Here is a 21,152-nt window from a genome sequence, read left to right as displayed (position 1 = left end):
TGAAAGAACATGGGAGAGAACACAGTGAGGAACTACCGGGATTATTCTGTGATGGCCGGGGTGTCGGCCGCGGCACTTATGTGGGGCAGCGTGGCCTTGGCACAGGACGCCGCACCACAAAGCGCGGGGCTTCAGGAAATTGTCGTTACCGCGCAGAAGCGCAGTGAAAACCTTCAGGATACGCCGCTTGCGGTCAGCGCGCTGACAGCAGAAACGATCGAGGCGCGCGGTATCACGGACATCAGCAATATCAGCGCGGCAGCCCCGAACCTCACCACCACGCTATCCCCTTCGTCCACCACCAATATTGCCATCCATATTCGCGGCATTGGGGAAACCGATCCTGTTCTGACGGCGGATTCGCCTGTCGGTATCTATGTCGATGGCGTGGTGATCGGGCGCACCGCCGGTTCGGTGTTCGATCTCGTCGATCTGGAACGGGTGGAGGTTCTGCGTGGCCCGCAGGGTACGCTCTATGGCCGCAATACCACGGGCGGTGCGGTCAACTTCATCACGGCAAAGCCCGCCGACAGCTTCAAAGCCACGCAAACGTTCAGCTATGGCCGGTTCGATTACTTCCAGTCCCGCACCAGCGTGGATACGGGCGAGATCGGCAATTCCGGTCTGAAGTTCAAACTGTCGTACCTGCACAAACAGCGTGATGGCTATGCCAACGATCTGAACCAGCCGGGCAAGCGCGATCCCGGCGCCTATAATACCGATGCGTTCCGCATTGCCGCACGGTTCGATAACGGCGGCCCGATCCGGGTCGACTATGCCTTCGATTATAACGATACGAAGAGCACGGCGATCCCGTTCCAGCTGGCGTTCCTGCGGCCGGATATTCTCCAGTACCTGTCGCATTCGGCGGCTCTGGGCGGCAATCCACTGCAGATTTCGCGGGAACGGCAACGTACGCTGCGGCTTGATCAGGGACCGATGCATGACAAGGTTCGCGGTCATACGCTGACGATCGAGGCCGACCTGTCCGACAGCCTGACGCTGCGTTCGCTGACGGGGTTGCGCAAATGGGACAACACGGTTTCCGCGACGGATCTTGACGGGAATTCCGGGTTGAAAGGATTCACGATCAGCCCGCTGTATCTGGCGAAGCCACCTTATTTTGCGTATAAGCCGCTGGGTGTGAATACGGTCAATCTGTTCACCGCGTACACGGATCGTGGGCAGAAACAGTTCTCGCAGGAACTCAACCTGCTGGGCAAAGTGGGTGACAAGATCGACTTCGTTCTCGGTGCTTTCTACTTCAAGGAAAAAGCGCACGAGAACAATCCGCAACAGCTTACTCTCGTTCTGCCAGCGCCCGCCCCGGTTGATCTGGGTAATGGCGTGATTTCCAACCAGGTGGGCATTTCGATCCCCGCTCAGCTCAATTATCGGCACACGTCTGAATCGCGCGCCGTGTTTGGCCAGGTCACTTTCCGCCCAACGGACAAGCTGAGCCTGACTGGCGGTTTGCGCTATACCGAAGACCGCAAGCATCTGGATCAGGCTGCCAGCATCATTCGTGACGAGCGGGCCAAGTTCAGCCAGGTGAACTGGGCAGTGAGCGCCGACTACAAGTTCACCGACGATATCCTCGGATACTTGCGGGCGACGACGGGTTACAAGTCGGGCGGGTTCAATCCGCGTTCGGTCGGCGGCAGCTTCGATCCCGAAAAGATCATTTCCTATGAAGCGGGCCTGAAAACCGAATTGCTGGATCGCCGGGTCAGGTTCAACCTGACGGCATTCCACGCGCGCTACAAGGATTTGCAGGTCAGCCAGTTTATGGCTGGTAGCGGCGGCGCCTCCAGCATCACCGTGAACGCAGGCAAGGCGACCTACACGGGGGTTGAGGCGGAAATTCTGGCACAACCGGTTGCAGGGCTGACACTCAATGCCTCGGTCGGTTACGTGGATCGCAAATACAAGACCTTCATGATCCGCGACAGCAAGACGAACGAACTGGTCAACGTCGCCAAGGAAGCGCACTTTGGCTATTCGGCCAGCACCACGGCCAATGCGGGCATTCAGTATGAAACGCCGATTGAAAACGTCGGTACGCTCCTGGCGCGGCTGGACTGGACCTATCGCAGCCGGATCTATTTCCACCCGCTCGATCGGCTGAACCCGTTCAATCAGGGGATGTCGGATGGCGGAGCGGGGCGTTTCGATGCGCGGCTGGCCCTGTCCGATATCGATCTGGGGCCGACGCGCGCCACGGTGTCGCTGTGGGGCAAGAACATCACCGACAAGAAGTATCTCTACTCGGGGATCGATTTCGGCTCACTCGGTTTTGCCGGGGTCATCTTCGCCGAACCGCGTACTTATGGCGTGGATGTGAAGTTCGAATTCTGAGGCAGGGTATAGAGACGGAAAGGGGCGGCTCTATGCCGCCCTTTTTTGTGGCCGATGGCGGTACACAATGGCTGATCACTAGCATTGCCGAGGGGCATCGTTGTTGGTCTGACAGCCTCTTTCGGCCAGCCGGAACACATAGGTTGTCGGGCCGCTGCTTGATCCCGGATGCGGGGTAAAGCGCGCTTCGAGCCGGGCATCCGTCAGCAGGTCATGGTACCGGGCAAGTGCATCGGGAAAGGCATCGGGGGCCGCGCGATAACGATCATAATGGCTGAGTATCGCGTAAGAGGCCCGGCAGGTTTCAATCTTGTCGCGCGCCACATGGCCGAGATCGACAAGCGGGCTGGACGCACGTTTGTCGGCTACCTCCTGATATTCCATCTGGCTGGCGAGTGCCTGACGGGCATTGATGCATCCGGCGGAACCCAGCGGGAAAAGCAGGCGGTGGCCCTTGCCGAGCAAGTCGATGGCGGCATCCTCGACCAGCAGGGTGGTTGCTGTGGGGACGTGCGCGGTGATCCATGCGGATGCGGCCTGCCGGGTGTCGTGCATTCTTTCCGTCCCGCGCATGACGCTGGCATGCAGCATGGGCAGCATCACAAACGCCGTGGCAGCCCATCCCGCGATCGCCGCATGGCGGAAGCCGCGGGATCGCAGCCCCTCTGCGGCGGCACACAGGGCATAGGCCCCGCCCAGCGCAAGAAGGGGCAGGATCGGCACGATCCAGCGGGTCCAGACGAGCTGCTGGAGCGACAGCGTTGCAAGGAACAGCAGAACAAACGGCACGATAACTAGCCGCCAGCGCCGGTCGCGGCGTGCGGCGATGGCCAGTCCGAGCGCGGCTGCGGCGAGACCGGCATAACCGAACGATCGTGCAAGTGGCTGCGATAGATACCATGCCAGATTGGCCAGAAACCCACCGCCGGTTGCCCCCGGATGGATCGGGCGTGCCTCGCCCGCCAGATCGCGCAGGACGGCCGGATAATCGAGCACGAGATAGGGGGAGGCGCAAAACAGCGCCACCGGGGCGGTAAGCAAGGACAGGATCAGGAGATCGCCTTCGTGCTTGCCCTGCCGCATCCGGGCCAGACCCGCGCAGAGTGGCGCGATGGCGACCAGTGCGGCGGGCCATTTCGTTGCGGCGGCAAGACCGACCCATAACCCGGCGAGCAGGTAGTGCCGCTCGCGTCCGTTCTCCAGAATGCCCAACGCGGCAAGAATGCAGAGCAGGATGAAGACCGAGGCCTGCATATCGGTGCGGATGATCTGCGAATATTCGATATGAATGCTGTTGATCGCGAGAAGCGCGGCGGCCATCAGACCGACCCTTTCGCCCCCCAAGCGTTTGCCAATACGATAAGTGAGATAGACGCAGATCACCCCGCACAGGACAATAAACAGACGGGCAGGCAGGAACACAATCGCGGGATCGGCATAGACGGCGCTGGCAAATTGGTCCGCCCCGCTGAAGCGCCCGGTCAGCGCACCGAACACCCCGACAGCAAGACAGATCAGGGCCAGGCAATAGAGCGTGACCGTGCCGGGATGCCCGAACCACCCCGGATTGAGGCTCCGGTTCCGCAGCATGTCGAACGCCGTCATCATGAACAAAGGTTCGTCCGGGTCGTTCAGTGCGGGCAATCCGAAATCGACACCGCGCAGCCGCAAGCCGGTGGCAAGGGCCAGTATCAGTATCAGGAGGCCGGGTGCAATCCAGCGCATCCGGTCTCTGTTACGGGGTTGGGGGCATGGGTCCGTCATCGTTTCGAATGCAAGACGTGGAGCGATGATGCGAACCGTAATTCTGGCTGGCGGCCTTGGCACGCGGCTTGGCGAAGAGACCGCCGTGCGGCCCAAGCCGATGGTCGAAATCGGCGGCATGCCGATCCTCTGGCACATCATGAAGATCTATTCCGCCGCCGGGCTGAACGACTTTGTCATCTGCCTTGGTTACAAGGGCTACCTGATCAAGGAGTTCTTCGCGAACTACTTCCTCCACACTTCGGATGTGACGATCGATCTGCGCAACGGCAATGGCATGGAAGTGCATTACGCCCGCAGCGAACCGTGGCGGATCACACTGGTCGAAACCGGATCGGAAACCATGACCGGGGGCAGGTTGGGCGCGATCAAACCCTATCTCGATCCGGCTGAACCCTTCTGTTTTACGTATGGCGATGGCGTGGCCGATATCGATATCGGCGCACTGGTGGCTTTCCACAAAGCGCACGGCCATCGCGCCACCATCACCGCCGTTGCCCCGCCGGGGCGCTTTGGCGCGCTGGAATTCGAACGCGAACGCGTGATCGACTTTCGGGAAAAGCCGGCTGGCGACGGCGGCATGATCAACGGCGGCTTCTTCGTGGCGGACCCTTCGGTGCTCGATCTTGTCGATGGCCCGGACACGGTTTGGGAAAGTGGGCCGCTCGAACGACTGGCGCGCGGGGGTGAACTGGTCGGCTATCGCCACAAGGGCTTCTGGCAGCCGATGGATACGCTGCGCGACAGGAACTATCTCGAGGAATTGTGGAGCACGGGCGCGGCTCCGTGGAAATGCTGGTGAGCGCGCCATGGGCGGGCCGCCGGGTGCTGATCACCGGGCACACGGGCTTCAAGGGGAGCTGGTTGAGTCTGTGGCTGCACGCGATGGGGGCCAGGGTCAGCGGCTATGCCCTGGCGCCACCGACCCGGCCGAGCCTGTTCGCGGCGGCAAATCTGGGCGATTTGATCGATCACACCGAAGGCGATGTGCGCGATGCCGATGCCTTGCTGGCCGCTGTGCAACGGGCGGCGCCCGATGTGATCTTCCATCTCGCGGCGCAACCGCTTGTCCGCCAGTCCTATGCGGACCCTGTCGAAACTTACGCAACCAATGTCATGGGGACGGTGCATCTGCTGGAAGCGGCGCGGAATGTGCCCGGCGTGAAAGCGATCGTATGCGTCACCAGCGACAAATGTTATGAAAACCGGGAATGGGTCTGGCCCTATCGCGAAAGCGATCCGATGGGCGGGCATGATCCCTACAGCAGCAGCAAGGGCTGTGCGGAGCTGGTCGCATCCGCGTGGCGCAAGTCGTTCTTCGCCGATGGGCCGCTGCTGGCCACAGTGCGGGCGGGCAATGTCATAGGTGGTGGGGACTGGGCGGCGGATCGCCTGATCCCCGATCTCATTCGCGCCTTCGAAGCAGGCGACGCGCCACTGATCCGGGCGCCGGATGCGGTGCGGCCGTGGCAGCATGTGCTGGAGGCGCTGGGCGGCTATCTGATGATTGCCGAACGGCTGATCGCGGGCGAACGCGTGTTTGCCGATGCATGGAACTTCGGCCCGGCGGACGACGATGCGCGCGCCGTGTCGTGGATTGTTGCACGGTTGCGCGCGGCCTGGGGGGCAATGCGGCGGCGGCCATGGCCGATACCGGCCCGCGTCCGCACGAGGCAGGCTTGCTCCGGCTCGATTGTGCAAAAGCGCGTGCCGCGCTGGGCTGGCAGCCAGTATTGACGCTCGATCAGGCGCTTGCCTGGATTGTGGCATGGCACAAGGCGGTGGGTTCGGGCGGCGATGCGCGGGCCGTGACGCAGCGGCAGATCGCGGACTATGCTGCACGTTTTGCGGCAGGCATCAGCCGCGCGGCCTGAAGGTTACGCGGCTGTGCCAGAAATAGCTGCCGACGATCAGCGCGAGCGTGAAGCCGGTTTGCGCGATCGCGGGCGGGATCGCGGCACCTTCGACCAGTAGTGGCAGCGCGGCCCAGTTCACCGCATAGTTGAACAGGTAGAAGCTCGCGAAGTGCGCAAACTCGCGCACGATATGGCCGCGCGTCCGAAACACCGCGAACTTGTGGAGGGTGAAGGCAAAGCACAGGCAAACCACTTGCGCGATCCCCAATGCGACCATGTAATGCGCGCGCATCAGGGGTACGGCCCACAGCAGCACGGGATAGAACGACAGGCCCAGCACAGTGTTGATCCCGCCTGCGACGAGAAAGCGGAGCGGTCGTTCCTGCTTGCCAGCGAAACCGCTCATTCTTCGTCCAGCAGCGCGATGCGCATGTTCTGCTGCAGCACTTCGCGCGGCAGGAATGGCGACAGATCCTCCAGTGCGGGGGACGTAATGCGTCCGTCGGCATGCTGTTTTGCGCCCAGTTTCGGCGCGAAGGCGACATGTTCGTCCACGATCAGTTCGCACAGCACGGGGCCATCGGTTGCCAGCATGGCAGCGATCGCGCCGGGCAGTTCCGCATGCGATGCGGCCCGCAGGTAGGTAAACCCGAACGCTTCCGTCACGCGCCGGAAATCGGGGAAGCTGACATTGCTTTTGGGGCCGCCGCCGACTTCCACGCCGTTGAAAAAGGTGCGGTGCGTCTGGAAGATCGAAACGTAGCCGCTGTTGTTGATCAGCACGACCTTGATCGGCATGCCATAGCCCGCGATCGTCTGCATTTCCTGCAGGTTCATCATGATGCTGCCATCGCCTGCGATTGCGATGACCCTGCGCTTGCCGTCGGTGGCCGCGTGAACGCCGATGGCGGCAGGCAGATCGTATCCCATCGTCGCGCAGCCGGAATTGGTCCACAAGCGTTGCCCGCGCTTTATCTGCGCCGCCTGGAAGCTGACCACGCAGGCACTGCCATTGCCGGTGACGATCACATCGTCTTCCCCCAATTGCGCAAATAGCGCGTCCATCGCGACATAGGGATGCACCGAGGGGCCGTGATCGCGGTATTCGGGCAGGACGGCTGGAAACCGGCGATTGCGTTCGCGCGACCATTCCAGCCATTCGCGATGATCGTCGCAAGGGCCCGCATAGTCGACGGAGAGGAGGGCAGGGATGAACTCTTTGAGATCGGCCACAATCGGCAGATCGGGCGTGACATTGGGTTTGCGCAGTTCGACAGGATCGATATCCACCCAGATCTTGAACGCTTCGCGCGCGAAACTGGACCAGTTATAGCTGACCTGCCGGATATTCAGCCGACTGCCGAGCACGAGCAGCAGGTCGGCGCTTTGCGTCACCATGTTGCCCCCGCGGTCGCCGACTGTGCCGGGGCGCCCGCACCATAACGGGTGATCGTTCCACAGCACGTCGTGCGCGTTCCACCCGGTGACGACGGGCACGCCGAGTTTGTCGATCAGGCCAAGAAAAGCGTCGTATGCGCCCGACAGGCGCACCCCGCCGCCCGCGAAGACAACCGGACGTTTCGCCCGGGCAATCCTGTCCAGCACATCCGTTGCCATGGCGTGGCAATCGGTCTCTCGCCACGGTTCGTTGCATTCCGCCGGATCGAAACCGGGAAGCAGGTCGTCGGGATCGATTTTGGCGGCCTGCACATCGAGGGGAATGTCCAGCCACACCGGGCCGGGCCGGCCGGTGCGGGCGAGATACAGGGCCTTTTCCAGATGATAGCGTATCGTGCGCGGATCGGTGACCATGGCCGCGTATTTCGTGATCGGGCGGACCAGTTCCTCGATATCGAGTTCCTGATCGCCATACTGGCGCAGCGGCAGCCCGGTGTGGCGCACGGTGGTTTCCGTTTTTACCTGCCCGGAAATGACGAGCATACCGATGGAATCGACCCATGCCCCATAGACGCCGGTGATCGCATTGGTGCCACCGGGCCCGGAGGTGACGTTGACTACCGCGAGCCGGTTGGTCAGCCGGTAATAGGCTTCCGCCGCCATGGCGAGCGCCTGTTCATGGTGCGTGAACGTGGTTTTCAGCGCCGGGTGCGTGCCAAGCGCATGATTGAGGTGCATCGCCCCGCCACCGGTCAGCATGAAGACATCGCGAATGCCGTTCTGTGCCAGCGTCTGCGCGATCCAGTCGGCGAGTTTTATCATGGTCATGGGGTCCATCCGTGGGAAAGGGCAGTGCGCCGGATTGCTTCCTCCAGCGCGACTGTCTGACTGACGCCGAGCGAGGACCGGATCAGCGCGGTTGAGGGGACATAACGGCCGGGATTCCATCCCGCATCGGGTCGCCCGAGAATGTCGACACCCGGCCCGCCCAGAACCTGCGCGGTCAGCCGGGCGAGATCGGCAATGGAAGTGGCTTCTTCCGAGCCCAGATTGTAGGCCGCGCCGGTTTCTCCGGTGAGCAGGGCGGTCCACATCCAGACGGCCATGTCCGTGGCATAGAGGTAGGAACGGACCGCCGTACCGGTGCTGTCGATGCGGATGCGGCGGCCGGCCATGGCATCGGCAATGAAGTTGCCGGCAGCGAAATGGATGTCGAGGGGCAACAGGGGGCCAAGCAAGGCGAAGATGCGGGTGGTGACCACGTCCAGTGCGCATTGTTTGCCATAGATCGCGCAGAGCGTTTCTGCCGCGCGCTTGCCCGCGCCATAGGCCGATTTCGGATCGCGCGGATCGGGTGCGCCGTGCCATGGTTCGGGAATGTGCGGGATATCTGCGGGCTGGGCGCCGTAGATCGCGCCGGAACTCATGAACAGAACGCGCGTGGCCTGCCGTTCGACCGCAAGATCGAGAACCTTGCGCGTCCCCTCGACAATCGTGTCGAACATCCGCAGCGGATCGCGGGCGTTCAGATCGGCACTGGCATCGGTCGCGCCATGGATCACATGGGTGAAACGCCCCGGGGGCGCGGAGAATGTCGTAATATCGCCTTGCAGCAGCGTAAATCGCCGCGCCAGATGCGGGGCTTTTGCGGCAAAGGCTGCGGGGTTGCGCGTCAGCAGAACCACGTCCGGATTAATGGGCGCACGGGCAAGGGCCTCGAACATCCAGCGTCCGATGAAGCCGGTGCCCCCGGTGATAAACAGGCGTGCACCGGCAAGGTGCGGCCACAACGGCGCCAGCGCCACATCCATGGCGGCATAATCGTCTGCCGAAATCATGCGGGGGTCAGGCGCGGCAGGGGGGCACGGAGCCGGTGCGCGCGGATCGCCCGGACAAGGGTGTCGCACGACAACATCCACACGATCAGCACGATCAGTCCGGGGCGCACAAAATGCCCCAGGGTAAGGCCGAAGGCGGGATTGACGGTGCGTTCGCTTAACCAGCTTGTCGTGGTGAGCTGGAGTATCTGCGCCAGCGGAATATCGCCGACGATGCACAGGAGGTAGCCGCAGACGATGGCCACGATTGGGCCGGGACGGTCCCAAGGTTCCAGAAAGATGAGAAAAATCAGGAAGACCTGCGTGTACCCGCCGGGGGATTGCGTCACGAGATAGGCCCCCAGCATAATCGCGGACAGGCGTGCCGCCGATACGGCCTTGGGTTGCAGGCCGCTTGCGGCGAGGGCTGCCAGCGCAATCGCCTGTGTGCAGCGGATCGCCAGCGGCACCAGCCATTCGATCGTCTCGACAAGCCGCGACGGCACGAATTGCAGCAGCGGAATCTGCGCCGTGCGGAGCGCAAGAAACGGGGCGTAGCTGGTGGAATAATTGATTTCATTCCATACTTGCGCGCCCTGAAATACCACCCAGTGCGCGGTGTTGGATGCCAGTTCCATCGGACCGCCGCCCCCACCAGAGCCAGCGTGACAAGGTACAGGGCAATGGTGGCGATCCCGGCCAGTTCCAGCCTGCGCCAGTCGCGCTGCACCGCCAGTGCCAGCACCGGCATGACGAGATAGGGCTTGAAGTTGATCGTCACGGCGGCAGAGAGCCAGCGCCACGGTCCGGAACGGATCAGGGGGCCATGCGCGATCATGAAAAAGGGCAGGGCGACAAGGATCAGGTTGCCCCGTTCAAGCGTGAACAGCAGCGGCAACCCCAATCCGAAGGCCAGCCCGCGCATGGTGGCGGTATGCTGATCCATGCGGTGAAAGCATCGCCACGCCAGAACCACGTTCAGAACGTAACAGCCCATGATAGTTGCGCGCGCCAGCCAGTCGCAATCGCGCGCATGGAAGGGTGACTGGAGATAGCAGCCCTGCAGGCTGAACATATCGAGGAAAGCAAACGACAAGGGTGGATAGATGCTGCGCCAGACATCGTAGATGCCCTGATTGTTGGCCCAGTAGGCGGTGTTGAACCAATCCATGAAAGTGTCGTTGGTATCGAACACAAAGGGCTGCGGCAGATAGCCGGTCAGGCGGAAGAACAGGACCGTGCAGACCGCGCTCGCCAGCACCGCAAAAGCCAGCGTCATTTCCGGCAGGAGACGGAAGAAACGCGCGGCCGGTGTCATGGCCGGGCCACATCGGGAAAGTTGATCCGTTCCTGTTCGATGACCAGTGGCTGGCCCCGGCTGCGTTCTGTGAGGATGCGCAACTGTTCACCCATGAGTCCGAGAATGAGCAGGATCACGGCAAACATGCCGCCCCCCAGTGCCAGACCCAGCAAGGCCCAAACCGGACCGTCGAGAAACACCGCGGCCATGGCGGCGAACAGCAGCAGCAATGCGATCAGTCCGGCGTATACCGCCATCAGAACAGGCAGCCGCAGCAGGCGTTTGCCCGATGCGGCCAGCCCTGACAGCGCGAAATCAAACAGTGCGTTGAGGTTGTTCTTGCTCGTGCCGGCGGCGCGTTGCGGGCGGTCGAACGGGATCAACGCGATATGGTATCCGCTTTCGACCAGCATCCCGCGAAAGAACGGTTCGGGTTCGTTCCAGCGGGCCAGACTGTCGACGACCATGCGGTCATAAAGGCCGAAACCGGTCACATCCGGCAGGACCGGATAATCGCCAAAACGATGGAGAAAGGCATAACCGCCGTCACGGACCAGCGCCAGCGGCAGGGCGGTCTTCTCGCTGCGGCGCTGTGCCAGGACAACCGGTGCGCCTTCGCGCCACCGCTGCATGAACGGGCCGATCAATTCGGGCGGATCCTGAAAATCCGCGCACATCCCGATTACCGCCGCGCCCGATGCCTGATAGATTCCGTGCGTGGGCGAACGCATCTGGCCGAAGTTGCGGGTGTTGAAGATCGCCCGGATGCGCCGGTCGCTGGCGCACAATTCGCGGATCAGCACCCGTGTCCGATCGGTCGACCGGTTGTCGATCAGGATGATCTCGTGCGATGCGGCGTGCCGTTCGGCCTCGGCCGTCACCGCAGCGCAGATCGCCCGCACATTGTCTTCCTCGTTATAGCAGGGAATGACGATAGACAGTTCGGGCGACAGTTCGGGGCCGGTCACGCGTCGTTCCCCCGCCGATGCGGTGTGCGGCCGATGCGCAGATCGATGCCGGTGGCCGGTGCGTAGAGTTCGGTGAACAGCGCGATCAGTGCCACAAGGGCCAGCAACGCCACGGCCGGAATGTTGAACTTGCGGTCGGCATCGACATGCGCGGCTTCGATGGCCTGCACATCGGTGGCGGTTTCCCCCGCGATCGCTTCCACCGCCACTTCTTCCGAAGAGCGCGCATAGACCTCGTACAGGGCCTGCGCGAAACGATAGTCGCGATAGAGCGCGAGGTATTCGTTCGACAGCCCGGACAAACCGGCAACGGTGGGGCCAGCGGCGCCGGTCTGCGGGGTCGCGGTGCGGGCGATCTGGGCACGCAGCGAGGCAATCGCCGACTGAACCGCCTGAAGCTGCGGATTTTCCGGCCCCTGAACGCGTTCCAGCATCTGCAGTTCGACCTGTTTGGCCTGCAATTGCGCCTCCAGCCCGGTGCGCAGCGAAAGCGCCGAGCCCAGTTCCGTGGCCGGTTCGGCCAGCCGGTTGCGGCGGCGGAAATCATCCAGCGCGGCTTCTGCGGCAACCACGCGCGCAGAGGCTTCCTTGAAGCGGTTCATGACCACGTCCTGCTTGCGCCTGATGCGATCCTCGTCGAGCGCGACGATACGGTGGCTGATCGATTGGGCGAAAGCCGCTGTCAGCGCCCGCGCCCTGACGGGATCATGGGTGCGGACCTCCACTTCGAGAATCCCGCCAGTGAGCGAATGGACATCCACCTGGCGGTCCAGCGCAAGGCGGGCCTTCGCGGTCGAGGCGTAGCCATCCGGGCCAACCAGTTCGAGACGCCGGATGACATCGTCGGCAACTTCCGTGCTGCGGCCAATGGCGAGGTAGAGGTCGATCGGCTGGCGGGCGCCGCCCAGCAAGGCAGCGAAGCCCTGAAACTGTCCGCCCAGCGCCGTCATGGTCGAATTGAGGCCAATGTTGCTGCTGTCCTGCGGCACGATCTTGGCGCGCGCCACATAAGGTTGCGGAAACGCGCAGAGAACAGCCAATAGTGCCGCCAGTACTACATAGAGGATACGTCGCTGGCGGCGATCGTTCCATCCACGCACCGCACGTTGGCGTAAGGATAGGGGCGGGTTCATTCGACCAGCGCCTTGACCGACGCTGCGCCGACCAGTCCGCCGAACAGGGTGCCGGTGATATCGCGCAGACGCGCCCAGAATTCGCCCCGATTGGCATCGATGGGAACGTAGATCAGGTCGCCGGGCAGGGCCTTCTGGCCCAGCGCCTTTCCGCCGCGTGCCAGAACGGTGCCATTGGCCCGGACGACGAAAATCTCGCTCTTGTCGCCCAGACCCTGAACGCCGCCCGCCGCTTCCACGAATTCACGAATGGTCCGGCCTTCGCGATAGGCAAACGATGCCGGGCTTGGCACCGCCCCGAACACGCCGACAGTGACGGGGCGCGGCGGGACATAGATCGTGTCGTTGTTTTCCAGAATCAGATCGCCGGGCAGGGTGGTGGCCGTGACCGGAAGGTCAAAGATCAGGCGGCCATCGGGTTTGCGCGCGCGCAGCTGATCCACGATCGAGCGGACAAGCGTGAGGTTTTCCGATCGCACCAGTTCGGCCCGGCGGACCGAGGTGACGGGCTGCGCCGTCAGCAGAAATTCCGCGTCCTTGATCGCGCGGTCATAGCTCAGCTGCTGTTGCTGTTTGACGCTTTCCCGGGTGATGACGCTGGCATAAGGAAACGCCTCGGCCGTCATGCCGCCCGCCTGCGCCACCACTTCGGACAAGGGGGTGCCGGGCCGGAAGTAATAGCGACCGGGCCGGGCGACCTCGCCGCTGATGGTTACCAGCACCGATTGCTTCTGCTGCGGATGGGCAATCGCGATGTTGGTCAGGACGCGGATGACGTCGCCTCGGCGTATCTTGCGCTGTCGGGCGTTGTCGGCGCTGATTTCCTGCCAGCCGCCATCGGTTTCGCCCAGGGAATCGAGCAACATCAGGCGGCTGTTGTCGGCCACTGTGCTGATGCCGCCGGCATAGAGGATGGCGTCGTTCAGCGTTTCCCCCGGGCCTGCCTCGAAAATCGCTTCGCGATTGACGCTGCCCAGCACCGCGACCTGTTCTCCGGCGGGCGCGACATAGAGGACATCCCCGTTCTGGAGTGCGATATCGCCGCTGCGATCGCCTTTGAGCAGCAGATCGTAGAGATCGAAATCGGAAATGAGCTTGCCGTTGCGGCGCAACTGGATCGACCGGAAGCTCCCGCCTGCCGATGGTCCGCCTGCAGCCAGCACCGCATTGACCAGCGTTGAAAGGCTGCTGACGGTATAGGCGCCGGGCGTTTCGGCAAAGCCGGTGACATAGATCGTGATCCCGTGCAGCCGGGCGACACTGACGTCCACATTGAAGCCGCGGTACTGGCGGGACACTTCGCGCGCGATCACATCGTGCAGATCGCCATAGCGGACCCCGCCCACCATGACCGCGCCGATGCGCGGCACGAAAATGCGGCCCTCGCGATCCACGGTCAGGCGCAGATCCGAAGACTGCACCGATCCCGACAGGCCGAGCATCAGTTCGTCCCCCGGATTGATGCGATAGTCGAGTGGCACCGATGTGGTGGCCGGAACTGTGAAATCGCGTGCGCCCGGCAGCAGCAGTTCGGAACCGAAACGCCGTAAGGGTTTGCCCGCGACGTTCGAGACATAGGTTTCGAATTCGCTCTGCGGGGGGAGCGAATGGGGAGAGAGCACGGTGGAGGGCGGCTTCGCCTCTGCGGCGGGGTCGCCATTGGCGGCCTGTGGCGATTGGGTGATAACCGTGGGTTCGAACGTGAGCGATGGCGTTGCCGGAATGGCCACCTGCGTCGATGCAGCGGCATCATTGGCAACCGCGCCCTGGCGCATGTCGCCACCCACAGGGCTGGCAAGTTGTGCCTGAAGGGGGCCGGGCGCGATAGCGAGCAGTACCGCTCCCCCGCATAGGAATATTTGGCGCAAGGCATTCATGACAGGCTATTTTCCATCTGGGTAAGCCCGATTTCGGGCGTCAGCAGGGCCTTGGCGGCGCAATGCCACAAGGGTTCGCTGGCGGCGGCCAGGATGCCGGCCCCCGTGCCGCCGATGCGAAATGGCGTTCCATCCCAGTGCGTGGCGTACCCGCCCGCCTCGGTCAGCAAGACCACGCCGGCGGCATGATCCCACGGCAGGATGCGCTGGAACAAGGCCACATCGTCTTTCCCCAGCGTGAGCCGGGCATAGCTTTCGGCGGCGCAGCGCGGGATCGGCACCAGATTGAGCGCGCGCTCCGCCGCAGTGTGTACGCGATCACGTTGGGACGCGGTCAGGAACTGCGTTCCAAGGGCCGCCTGCGGGGGCCATTCGCCCGTGCCATTGACCCTGATTGGCCGACTGTCACAGGTGGCGCCGTGGCCGCGCCGTGCATGGCACATCCGCCCGCTCAGCGGATCGAGAATCCAGCCTTCGAGCGGGATGCCATCTTCGACCAGAGCGACCATCATGCCGAACGGTACCCTGCCTGCGGCGAAATTGGCGGTGCCGTCCAGCGGGTCGATCAGCCAGACAAGGCCCTTGTCGATATCCTGCAGGAGATGCGGATCCTGTGCGGCGGCTTCCTCTCCGACAATCCGCGCACCGATACCCAGCGCGCTGAGGCCGTCATACAGCCAAGCTTCGGCTTCCCGGTCGACGATGGTGACCACTTCGCCGGGGCTCTTCTCCGCGATGTCCTGCGTGGATAGCGCGCGAAAGCGCGGTGTCACCACGGTCGTGGCGACGCCGCGCATGATCGCGGACACGTGATCGCGCAATGCCATGGGTCAGGCAGACAGGCTCAGAACCTGCGGACGCGCGGCGCGCTGCCGTTCCTGCATCATGTGGATGCGCGAGAGGTCCTCGTTCGCAATCGTGTTGTAGTATTCGCGCTTGTTTTCGAGCCAGGCGAGTTCGAATGCCACGGCATTGGCGATCCCGGCTTCGAAGCCGATCGTTTCGGCTGCGGCACCGTCGAACACCACTTTGCGCGTTTCGAAGCGATCGAGCCGGACTTGACGCACTTCACGCAGAACCGATGCTGCTTCAAGCGCGACCGAACCACCGACCACCAGTTCGAGATGAGAAGCGGCGCAGGCCTGCGCCACGGTCAGCACTGCGTCGGTGATCTGGCGTTCGTTGATCGCCTGGCGCGGCAGCCCGCGCGACAGGGTGAAATCGACCCGGCCGAAGACGATGCCATCGACATTGCCCCTTGCCAGCGGCAACATGGCCTCGAGATTGGCCAGCGTGGTTTCGGTTTCGAGATTGAACAGGAATTCGGTGTTCTCTTCGTTTGCGCCGAAAGTCTTCTCCTTGGCCTCAATGAATTTGCGGAGCGCGTAAGGCGTCTCCACCATGGGGCCGATAATGTAATCCGCGCCGTAGAGGCGGGATGCGACCAGATCGGATACGGCCTCGCAGCCACCGATCTTGAGCGCGAGCTTGAGATCGGCGCGATAGACCAGTTCCGTCAGGCGAAGCAGTTCGTCTGGCCGGGTTCCCTCGGCTTCGAATTCGGCTTTCACGGCAACGATCCCAAAACGATCGCGGCCCCTTTTCAGCATGTCGAGCATCCGGCGTTCTGTAGAATTCATCGTTGCATCCTCCTGTGCGCAATGCCTTGGGCATGGGAAAGACGCAGCATTCCGCGGGTTTCCGTATGAAAACCGCCGGAAAATATTTTCTCGTTCCCTGTTGCGGGATCGTGGATTCCACTCCGTCAAAGCTATGATGCATGGCTTGGTGAAATCTCTTCTGGCGGCGTTTGCGGGCCTTGTTCCGGCGCTCGCCTCTGTGGGGCAGGCTGGGGCGCAACCCTTGTCTGACGGATATGATGCGGCATCGCGCAGCCGGATGCAGGCGATGCCTGAGCTAACGCAGGCGGTGATGCCAATGCCAATGCCAATGGCCGTGCGGGCTATCCCGCAGCGACGCGCGCAACGCACTGCATTGCCCCATCTTTCATCGCGTTTCGGATATCGTATGCATCCGATACTGGGCCGACGCGCCCTGCACGCGGGCATCGATATTCCCGGCCCCATGGGGTCGCCGGTGCAGGCGTCCGCGGGCGGTGTCGTAAGCTTCGCCGGCCGGTCAGGTGGCTATGGCGCCATGGTGGAAATCGATCACGGCAATGGTTTGCGCACGCGTTATGCGCATCTTTCGCGTCTTGGCGTGCGTGGCGGGATGCTGGTCAATACCGGCGATACCATCGGATTGATGGGGGCGAGCGGGCGTGCGACGGGTAGCCACCTGCATTTCGAGGTGCGTGTGCATGGCCGTGCAACCGATCCACTGGATTGGCTGGGGCAGACGTTTCCGCGTGCTGCGTTGCGCGTCCGCGAATTCGCGGCGGTGGGGGGTGCATGGGTTCCATCGGAACCGCATCTGTCCGATTATGCGCGTGCGCGCCATGAACAGGGATCGAGCATGGGGAAGGGTTTGTGATGCCTGTGCGAAAGGCAGGATTTTTGTTGTACAGCCCCCGGCATCTTGAGCCGGTTCGAGGCGGGTGGGCATGGGATTGCCCCGCTGCCCTTGGCAATCCGGACGCATAGTGCTTGGCTATGATTATGGAACAGGACAAGCAGATTCAGGGCTTGCAGCGCGTGTTGCTGAACGAGCGCCATCGGCTGCTTCGTTTTCTGGTCGCGCGCGGGGCGGGGGACGAAGCCGAGGACGTGCTTCAGGATCTGTGGCAGCGTATCCATACCGTGCCATCGCAACCGGTGACCGAGCCTGTCTCCTATCTGTTTCGCGCCGCTGAAAACCTGATGCGTGATCGGCGGCGATCACAGGTCAGCCGCGAACGGCGCCAGCATGACTGGTACGAGGCGGGGCCGACAGCGGAAGAATTGCCGCAGGGCGAACGCGCGCTGATCGCGCGCGAGCGTTTGCGCGCGGTCGATCAGGTTCTGTCAGGGCTTGGCTTCCGGGTAGACCGGGTATTTCGCCGGTATCGTCTGGATGGTGTCGGGCAGGCCGCCATCGCGGCGGAGCTGGGGATCAGCCTCAGTTCTGTCGAGAAAGATTTACAGAAGGCTTACCGTGCCTTGGCCGAATTGAAGGTGAGACTGGATGCGGAGTAGAGCGAAGGACTTCGTCATTGTGATGCTATGAATATGCAAGACCAAGGGGCCAATATCCGGGAGGAAGCTCGCCGGTGGGTAATCGCAACCCGTGATCCGTCCTTCGACGGCTGGGATCGTATGGCCGATTGGCTGGAACAGGATGCCGCGCACCTGTCCGCCTATGAGGAGGCGCTCGATCTCGATGCATGGGCGGGCGATGCCCTGGCCACGATACCGTTTGCCGCCCATGAAGGCAGGCATGCCGGGGACCATGCCGATACGGACAATGTCGTTGCCTTCACGCCACCGGCGCGCAGCCGGCGCTGGTTTCTCGGCGCAGGCATGGCGGCGGCGATTGTGGCGGCGCTGGGCGCCTGGGCTGTGGTCGAACGGATGGACAGCAATACCATCATGACTCAACCGGGGGAGCGGCGCACCCTGCAACTGGCCGACGGTTCGCGTGTGATCCTCAATGGCGGGACGACGCTCCGTCTGGATGAAACCAATCCGCGCCTTGTGGAACTGGCGCAAGGCGAGGCCTTGTTTGAAGTGCGCCACGATGACAGCGATCCCTTCGTGGTGATGGCGGGTACCACTCGGCTGGTCGATGCCGGCACGATTTTCAATGTCCAGAGCGAGCATGGTCTGGTCGATGTGGCGGTGGCGCATGGCGCGGTCATTTATGAACCGGGCGCGCGGGAAATCCGGCTGGATGCGGGTGATGCCCTGCATCGTTCGACAAAGGATGCCGAACCGGTCTTGCGCAAGGCGAGTACGGAAACGGTCGGCAGTTGGCAGTCTGGCGTGTTACAGTACGACAATATCCCGCTGGATGTCGTGGCCCGCGATCTGGAGCGAAACACGGGCCTGCAAGTTCGGCCGGAAGCGGGTATTGAAAAGCTCCGCTTCACAGGTACGCTCACAGTGGCCGGAACGCCCCAGCAGGTATTCGCCCGGATTGGGCCTCTTTTGGGGGTGCGGTTCGCACCCGATGGTTCCGCATGGAAGATGATACCTGCCAATGGTTCGCGCCCTTAGTTTTCTGCCGGTTGCCGCCGCACTGATCGCTGCACCCGCCTATGCGCGGGATGAAGCTGTGGAGGTGCATGTCGCGGCTGGGCGGCTCGATTCCGCTGCGCGCGCTTTGGCCGAACAAGCCGGCATCAGCATCGGATTTTCCGATCCGGCCTATGGCGCGCTGAAAGGCGGGGCGGTCAAAGGCCGCATGACCGTGCAGCGCGCGCTGGCCCAATTGCTGCGCAAGACCGATCTGCGCGCACGCCAGGTCGCCACGGCCAGTTATCGCATCGAGCCGGCGCCAAAAGTGGCTTTCGGGCCGACAAGGCCTGCCGCCGCGCGCCCGGCACCGGTTCGCGCGCACTTGCCTGCGGCTGTCCTGCCGCCGCCGCGTGAAATCGTCGTCACCGCGACAAAGCGGGATATCCCGCTGGGTGCCTATCCCGGCGGCATCCAGATCATCGATGGCAGCGAATTGTCCCCGGCAGATGGGGCGCGTGGGTCCGCCGCGATCGAAGCGCGTCTTGCCAGTGTGGTGACCACGCATCTGGGGCCCGGGCGAAACAAGCTGTTCATTCGCGGCATTGCGGATTCCAGTTTCGTGGGGCCGACACAGGCCACTGTGGGGCAATATTGGGGGAACAGCCGGATAACCTACAGCGCGCCCGATCCCAGCTTGCGGCTTTACGATGTGCGCAGTGTGGAGGTTCTGGAAGGGCCGCAGGGTACGTTATACGGTGCCGGTTCGCTGGGCGGCGTGGTGCGCGTGGTGCCGCGTGAACCCGATCTGGATCAGGTGGGCGGCGCGGCATGGGGCGGCGCGCAAGCGGTGCAGGACGGGCAACCGGGCGTTGACGGGGGTGCCATTTTCAATCTGCCGCTGGTGGAAGGAAAGCTGGGCTTGCGCGCGCTGGCCTTCGGCGCGATCGAAGGGGGCTATATCGACGATACGGGGCGCGGCCTGCGCGATGTGAACGATGTCCGCACGCTGGGTGGCCGGGTCGCCCTGCGTTTCGATCCGGGGAATGACTGGACTGTCGATCTCAGCGCCGTGGGCCAGCGGATCGATGGCGATGACAGCCAATATGCCGAGCGTGAGAGTGGTGGGCTGAAACGGGAAAGCACGATCGCGCAACCCTATCGCAATGATTTCTGGCTGGCCGATCTGATCCTGCGCAAGCGTTGGGGATCGCTCGAACTGACGACCTCGCTCGGCTACACGCGGCAATATGTGTTTGAACAGTTCGAAGGCGCGGAACTGGCGCAACCGAACGATCCGGCCATGGCCCCGGCGTTCAACGCATCGATCGCACGCTATACGCAGAAAAATCGCGTGGAAATGCTGACGGCGGAAACCCGGCTTGCGCGGATGAGCAAGGACGGGAAGGGCTGGCTGATTGGCTTGAGCCTGCTGAGCAACGAGGCGCGGGTCAATCGCGACATGGAAGGGGCGGTGATCGGCGCGCCCCTGACCGGGGTCCGCAACAAGGTGCGTGAAGCGACGCTTTATGGCGAAGGCACGGTTGAACTGTTTCCCCGGTTCACCGTCACGCTGGGCGGGCGACTGACATATTCCAGTCTGACCGGCGATTCCGAGGATGTCCTGCCGCTTTACGCGTACAGCAAATTTCCCGAGGCCAGCAAGGCGCGAAAGGAAACGCGTTTTCTCCCCTCCGCTGCAATTGCCTATCGTCCCACCGATGAATTGACCTTGTTCGCGCGTTATCAGCAGGGTTTCCGTCCGGGCGGGATCTCCGTGCGGCGGGAATTTATCCAGCGTTACAAGGGTGACAGAGTTTCGACATTCGAAGGCGGCGCGCGGTATCGCGATGCGCGGCTCGAGGTGGAAGCCAGTGCATCATGGACGAAATGGCGCAACATCCAGGCGGACATGATCGATGGCTTCGGCTTTCCAACGACGCTCAATGTCGGGGACGGGCGGGTGCTTTCGCTTGGTATCGCATCGCGTTGGCGCCCGGTGGCGGGGCTGGAACTGGATGCGGCGATCTACTTTAATGATAGCAAGGTATCCGATCCTTCGGAACTCGCCTTGTCGATCAGCCGGGCCACTACGGCCATAATCGAAGGTCGGCCCGAAGCTGATGTTCCCTTTACCGCATCGGATTTCCGGCAACTGCCCAATATTGCCGATATCAGCGGGCGCTTTGGCGTTTCCTATACGACCGCCCTGTCCGATACCGCCGATCTGCGCGCGCGGGGGTATCTGCGTTATGTGGGCAAGTCGACACTGGGGGTCGGGCCGATCCTCGGGCAGTTACAGGGCAATTATGCCGATACCGGTCTGGAAGTCAGAGTGGGCAATGCCCGGCGCGGCATCAGCCTGACGCTGACCAATCTTCTCAACGGGCGGGGCAATCGGTTTGCGGTTGGTTCCCCGTTCCTGCTGCGCGATCGCAACCAGATAACCCCGCTGCAGCCGCGCACTGTGCGGCTGGGTTTCGATATGAGCTTCTGATCGCGCAACAAGCCGCTGTGCCATGTGTTCCGCATTGGATATGATGGAATGGCGTTGCCTGCGCGGGGGCGG

19 protein-coding genes are annotated in these 21,152 nt (G+C 62.8%); 8 read left to right on the top strand and 11 right to left on the bottom strand.

Annotated features, from left to right (window positions below; translation table 11 throughout):
- Nucleotides 1-24 precede the first annotated feature (24 nt).
- Nucleotides 25-2,358, top strand: coding sequence for a TonB-dependent receptor (locus EGO55_RS21355; RefSeq protein ID WP_210766654.1), 2,334 nt, complete (start codon nt 25-27; stop codon nt 2,356-2,358).
- Between the two features lie 78 nt (nt 2,359-2,436).
- Here EGO55_RS21355 and EGO55_RS05385 read toward each other — a convergent pair whose 3' ends face one another.
- Entirely contained in the window at nt 2,437-4,083 is a 1,647-nt protein-coding gene (locus EGO55_RS05385; protein WP_021691258.1) for an ArnT family glycosyltransferase, read from the bottom strand.
- A 64-nt stretch (nt 4,084-4,147) separates the two neighbouring features.
- On the opposite strand from EGO55_RS05385, the gene rfbF reads away from it, so the two are divergent.
- Genes rfbF through EGO55_RS21480 form a run of 3 tightly spaced genes read left to right on the top strand, consistent with a single transcriptional unit; the run spans nt 4,148 to nt 5,996 of the window.
- Nucleotides 4,148-4,924: a glucose-1-phosphate cytidylyltransferase gene (gene rfbF, locus EGO55_RS05380; protein WP_021691259.1), complete on the top strand. Its 777-nt coding sequence runs from the start codon at nt 4,148-4,150 to the stop codon at nt 4,922-4,924.
- The gene (rfbG, locus tag EGO55_RS05375) at nt 4,921-5,859 is read left to right on the top strand and encodes a CDP-glucose 4,6-dehydratase (RefSeq protein WP_283234543.1); all 939 of its coding nucleotides are present in this window, start codon (nt 4,921-4,923) and stop codon (nt 5,857-5,859) included. The genes rfbF and rfbG overlap by 4 nt, the downstream gene beginning before the upstream one ends.
- The gene (locus tag EGO55_RS21480; protein ID WP_283234542.1) at nt 5,856-5,996 is read left to right on the top strand and encodes a hypothetical protein; all 141 of its coding nucleotides are present in this window, start codon (nt 5,856-5,858) and stop codon (nt 5,994-5,996) included. The genes rfbG and EGO55_RS21480 overlap by 4 nt, the downstream gene beginning before the upstream one ends.
- Here EGO55_RS21480 and EGO55_RS05370 read toward each other — a convergent pair.
- The 10 genes from EGO55_RS05370 to EGO55_RS05330 are packed head-to-tail and all read right to left on the bottom strand — an operon-like array spanning nt 5,980 to nt 16,111.
- Complete coding sequence (locus tag EGO55_RS05370; RefSeq protein ID WP_021691261.1) at nt 5,980-6,384, bottom strand: GtrA family protein; 405 nt, start codon at nt 6,382-6,384, stop codon at nt 5,980-5,982. The two genes, EGO55_RS21480 and EGO55_RS05370, sit on opposite strands and share 17 nt — an antisense overlap.
- Nucleotides 6,381-8,204, bottom strand: a complete 1,824-nt coding sequence (locus EGO55_RS05365) for a thiamine pyrophosphate-binding protein (RefSeq protein ID WP_021691262.1) — start codon at nt 8,202-8,204, stop codon at nt 6,381-6,383. The genes EGO55_RS05370 and EGO55_RS05365 overlap by 4 nt, the downstream gene beginning before the upstream one ends.
- Nucleotides 8,201-9,214, bottom strand: a complete 1,014-nt coding sequence (locus EGO55_RS05360) for an NAD-dependent epimerase/dehydratase family protein (protein WP_021691263.1) — start codon at nt 9,212-9,214, stop codon at nt 8,201-8,203. The genes EGO55_RS05365 and EGO55_RS05360 overlap by 4 nt, the downstream gene beginning before the upstream one ends.
- Nucleotides 9,211-9,543: a hypothetical protein gene (locus EGO55_RS20935; RefSeq protein WP_210766653.1), complete on the bottom strand. Its 333-nt coding sequence runs from the start codon at nt 9,541-9,543 to the stop codon at nt 9,211-9,213. The genes EGO55_RS05360 and EGO55_RS20935 overlap by 4 nt, the downstream gene beginning before the upstream one ends.
- Nucleotides 9,540-10,511: a hypothetical protein gene (locus EGO55_RS05355; protein WP_210766652.1), complete on the bottom strand. Its 972-nt coding sequence runs from the start codon at nt 10,509-10,511 to the stop codon at nt 9,540-9,542. The genes EGO55_RS20935 and EGO55_RS05355 overlap by 4 nt, the downstream gene beginning before the upstream one ends.
- Nucleotides 10,508-11,461, bottom strand: a complete 954-nt coding sequence (locus tag EGO55_RS05350) for a glycosyltransferase family 2 protein (protein WP_021691265.1) — start codon at nt 11,459-11,461, stop codon at nt 10,508-10,510. The genes EGO55_RS05355 and EGO55_RS05350 overlap by 4 nt, the downstream gene beginning before the upstream one ends.
- Nucleotides 11,458-12,594, bottom strand: a complete 1,137-nt coding sequence (locus EGO55_RS05345; protein ID WP_021691266.1) for a hypothetical protein — start codon at nt 12,592-12,594, stop codon at nt 11,458-11,460. Before EGO55_RS05345 ends, EGO55_RS05350 begins: the two co-directional genes overlap by 4 nt.
- Nucleotides 12,591-14,471: an SLBB domain-containing protein gene (locus EGO55_RS05340; RefSeq protein WP_021691267.1), complete on the bottom strand. Its 1,881-nt coding sequence runs from the start codon at nt 14,469-14,471 to the stop codon at nt 12,591-12,593. Before EGO55_RS05340 ends, EGO55_RS05345 begins: the two co-directional genes overlap by 4 nt.
- Complete coding sequence (locus EGO55_RS05335) at nt 14,468-15,298, bottom strand: inositol monophosphatase family protein (RefSeq protein ID WP_021691268.1); 831 nt, start codon at nt 15,296-15,298, stop codon at nt 14,468-14,470. Before EGO55_RS05335 ends, EGO55_RS05340 begins: the two co-directional genes overlap by 4 nt.
- Nucleotides 15,299-15,301: 3 nt before the next feature.
- A complete protein-coding gene (locus tag EGO55_RS05330) occupies nt 15,302-16,111 on the bottom strand; it encodes an aldolase/citrate lyase family protein (RefSeq protein ID WP_021691269.1) in 810 nt (269 codons plus the stop codon).
- Between the two features lie 148 nt (nt 16,112-16,259).
- On the opposite strand from EGO55_RS05330, the gene EGO55_RS05325 reads away from it, so the two are divergent.
- The 4 genes from EGO55_RS05325 (at nt 16,260) to EGO55_RS05310 (ending at nt 21,080) form a co-directional block, all read left to right on the top strand.
- Nucleotides 16,260-16,964, top strand: coding sequence for a M23 family metallopeptidase (locus EGO55_RS05325; RefSeq protein ID WP_235694162.1), 705 nt, complete (start codon nt 16,260-16,262; stop codon nt 16,962-16,964).
- A 125-nt stretch (nt 16,965-17,089) separates the two neighbouring features.
- On the top strand, nt 17,090-17,605 hold the full coding sequence (locus EGO55_RS05320; protein ID WP_021691271.1) for an RNA polymerase sigma factor: 516 nt from the start codon (nt 17,090-17,092) through the stop codon (nt 17,603-17,605).
- Nucleotides 17,606-17,638: 33 nt separating this feature from the next.
- Nucleotides 17,639-18,625 (top strand): FecR family protein, encoded by a 987-nt coding sequence (locus tag EGO55_RS05315; RefSeq protein ID WP_040717002.1) that lies wholly within the window; start codon nt 17,639-17,641, stop codon nt 18,623-18,625.
- On the top strand, nt 18,609-21,080 hold the full coding sequence (locus tag EGO55_RS05310) for a TonB-dependent receptor (protein WP_021691273.1): 2,472 nt from the start codon (nt 18,609-18,611) through the stop codon (nt 21,078-21,080). Before EGO55_RS05315 ends, EGO55_RS05310 begins: the two co-directional genes overlap by 17 nt.
- The last annotated feature ends 72 nt before the right edge of the window (nt 21,081-21,152 follow it).

The organism is Caenibius tardaugens NBRC 16725 (assembly GCF_003860345.1).
Classification (GTDB): domain Bacteria; phylum Pseudomonadota; class Alphaproteobacteria; order Sphingomonadales; family Sphingomonadaceae; genus Caenibius; species Caenibius tardaugens.
The sequence above is the reverse complement of the archived record's forward strand: the minus strand, read 5'-3'. Positions and strand labels throughout refer to the sequence as shown.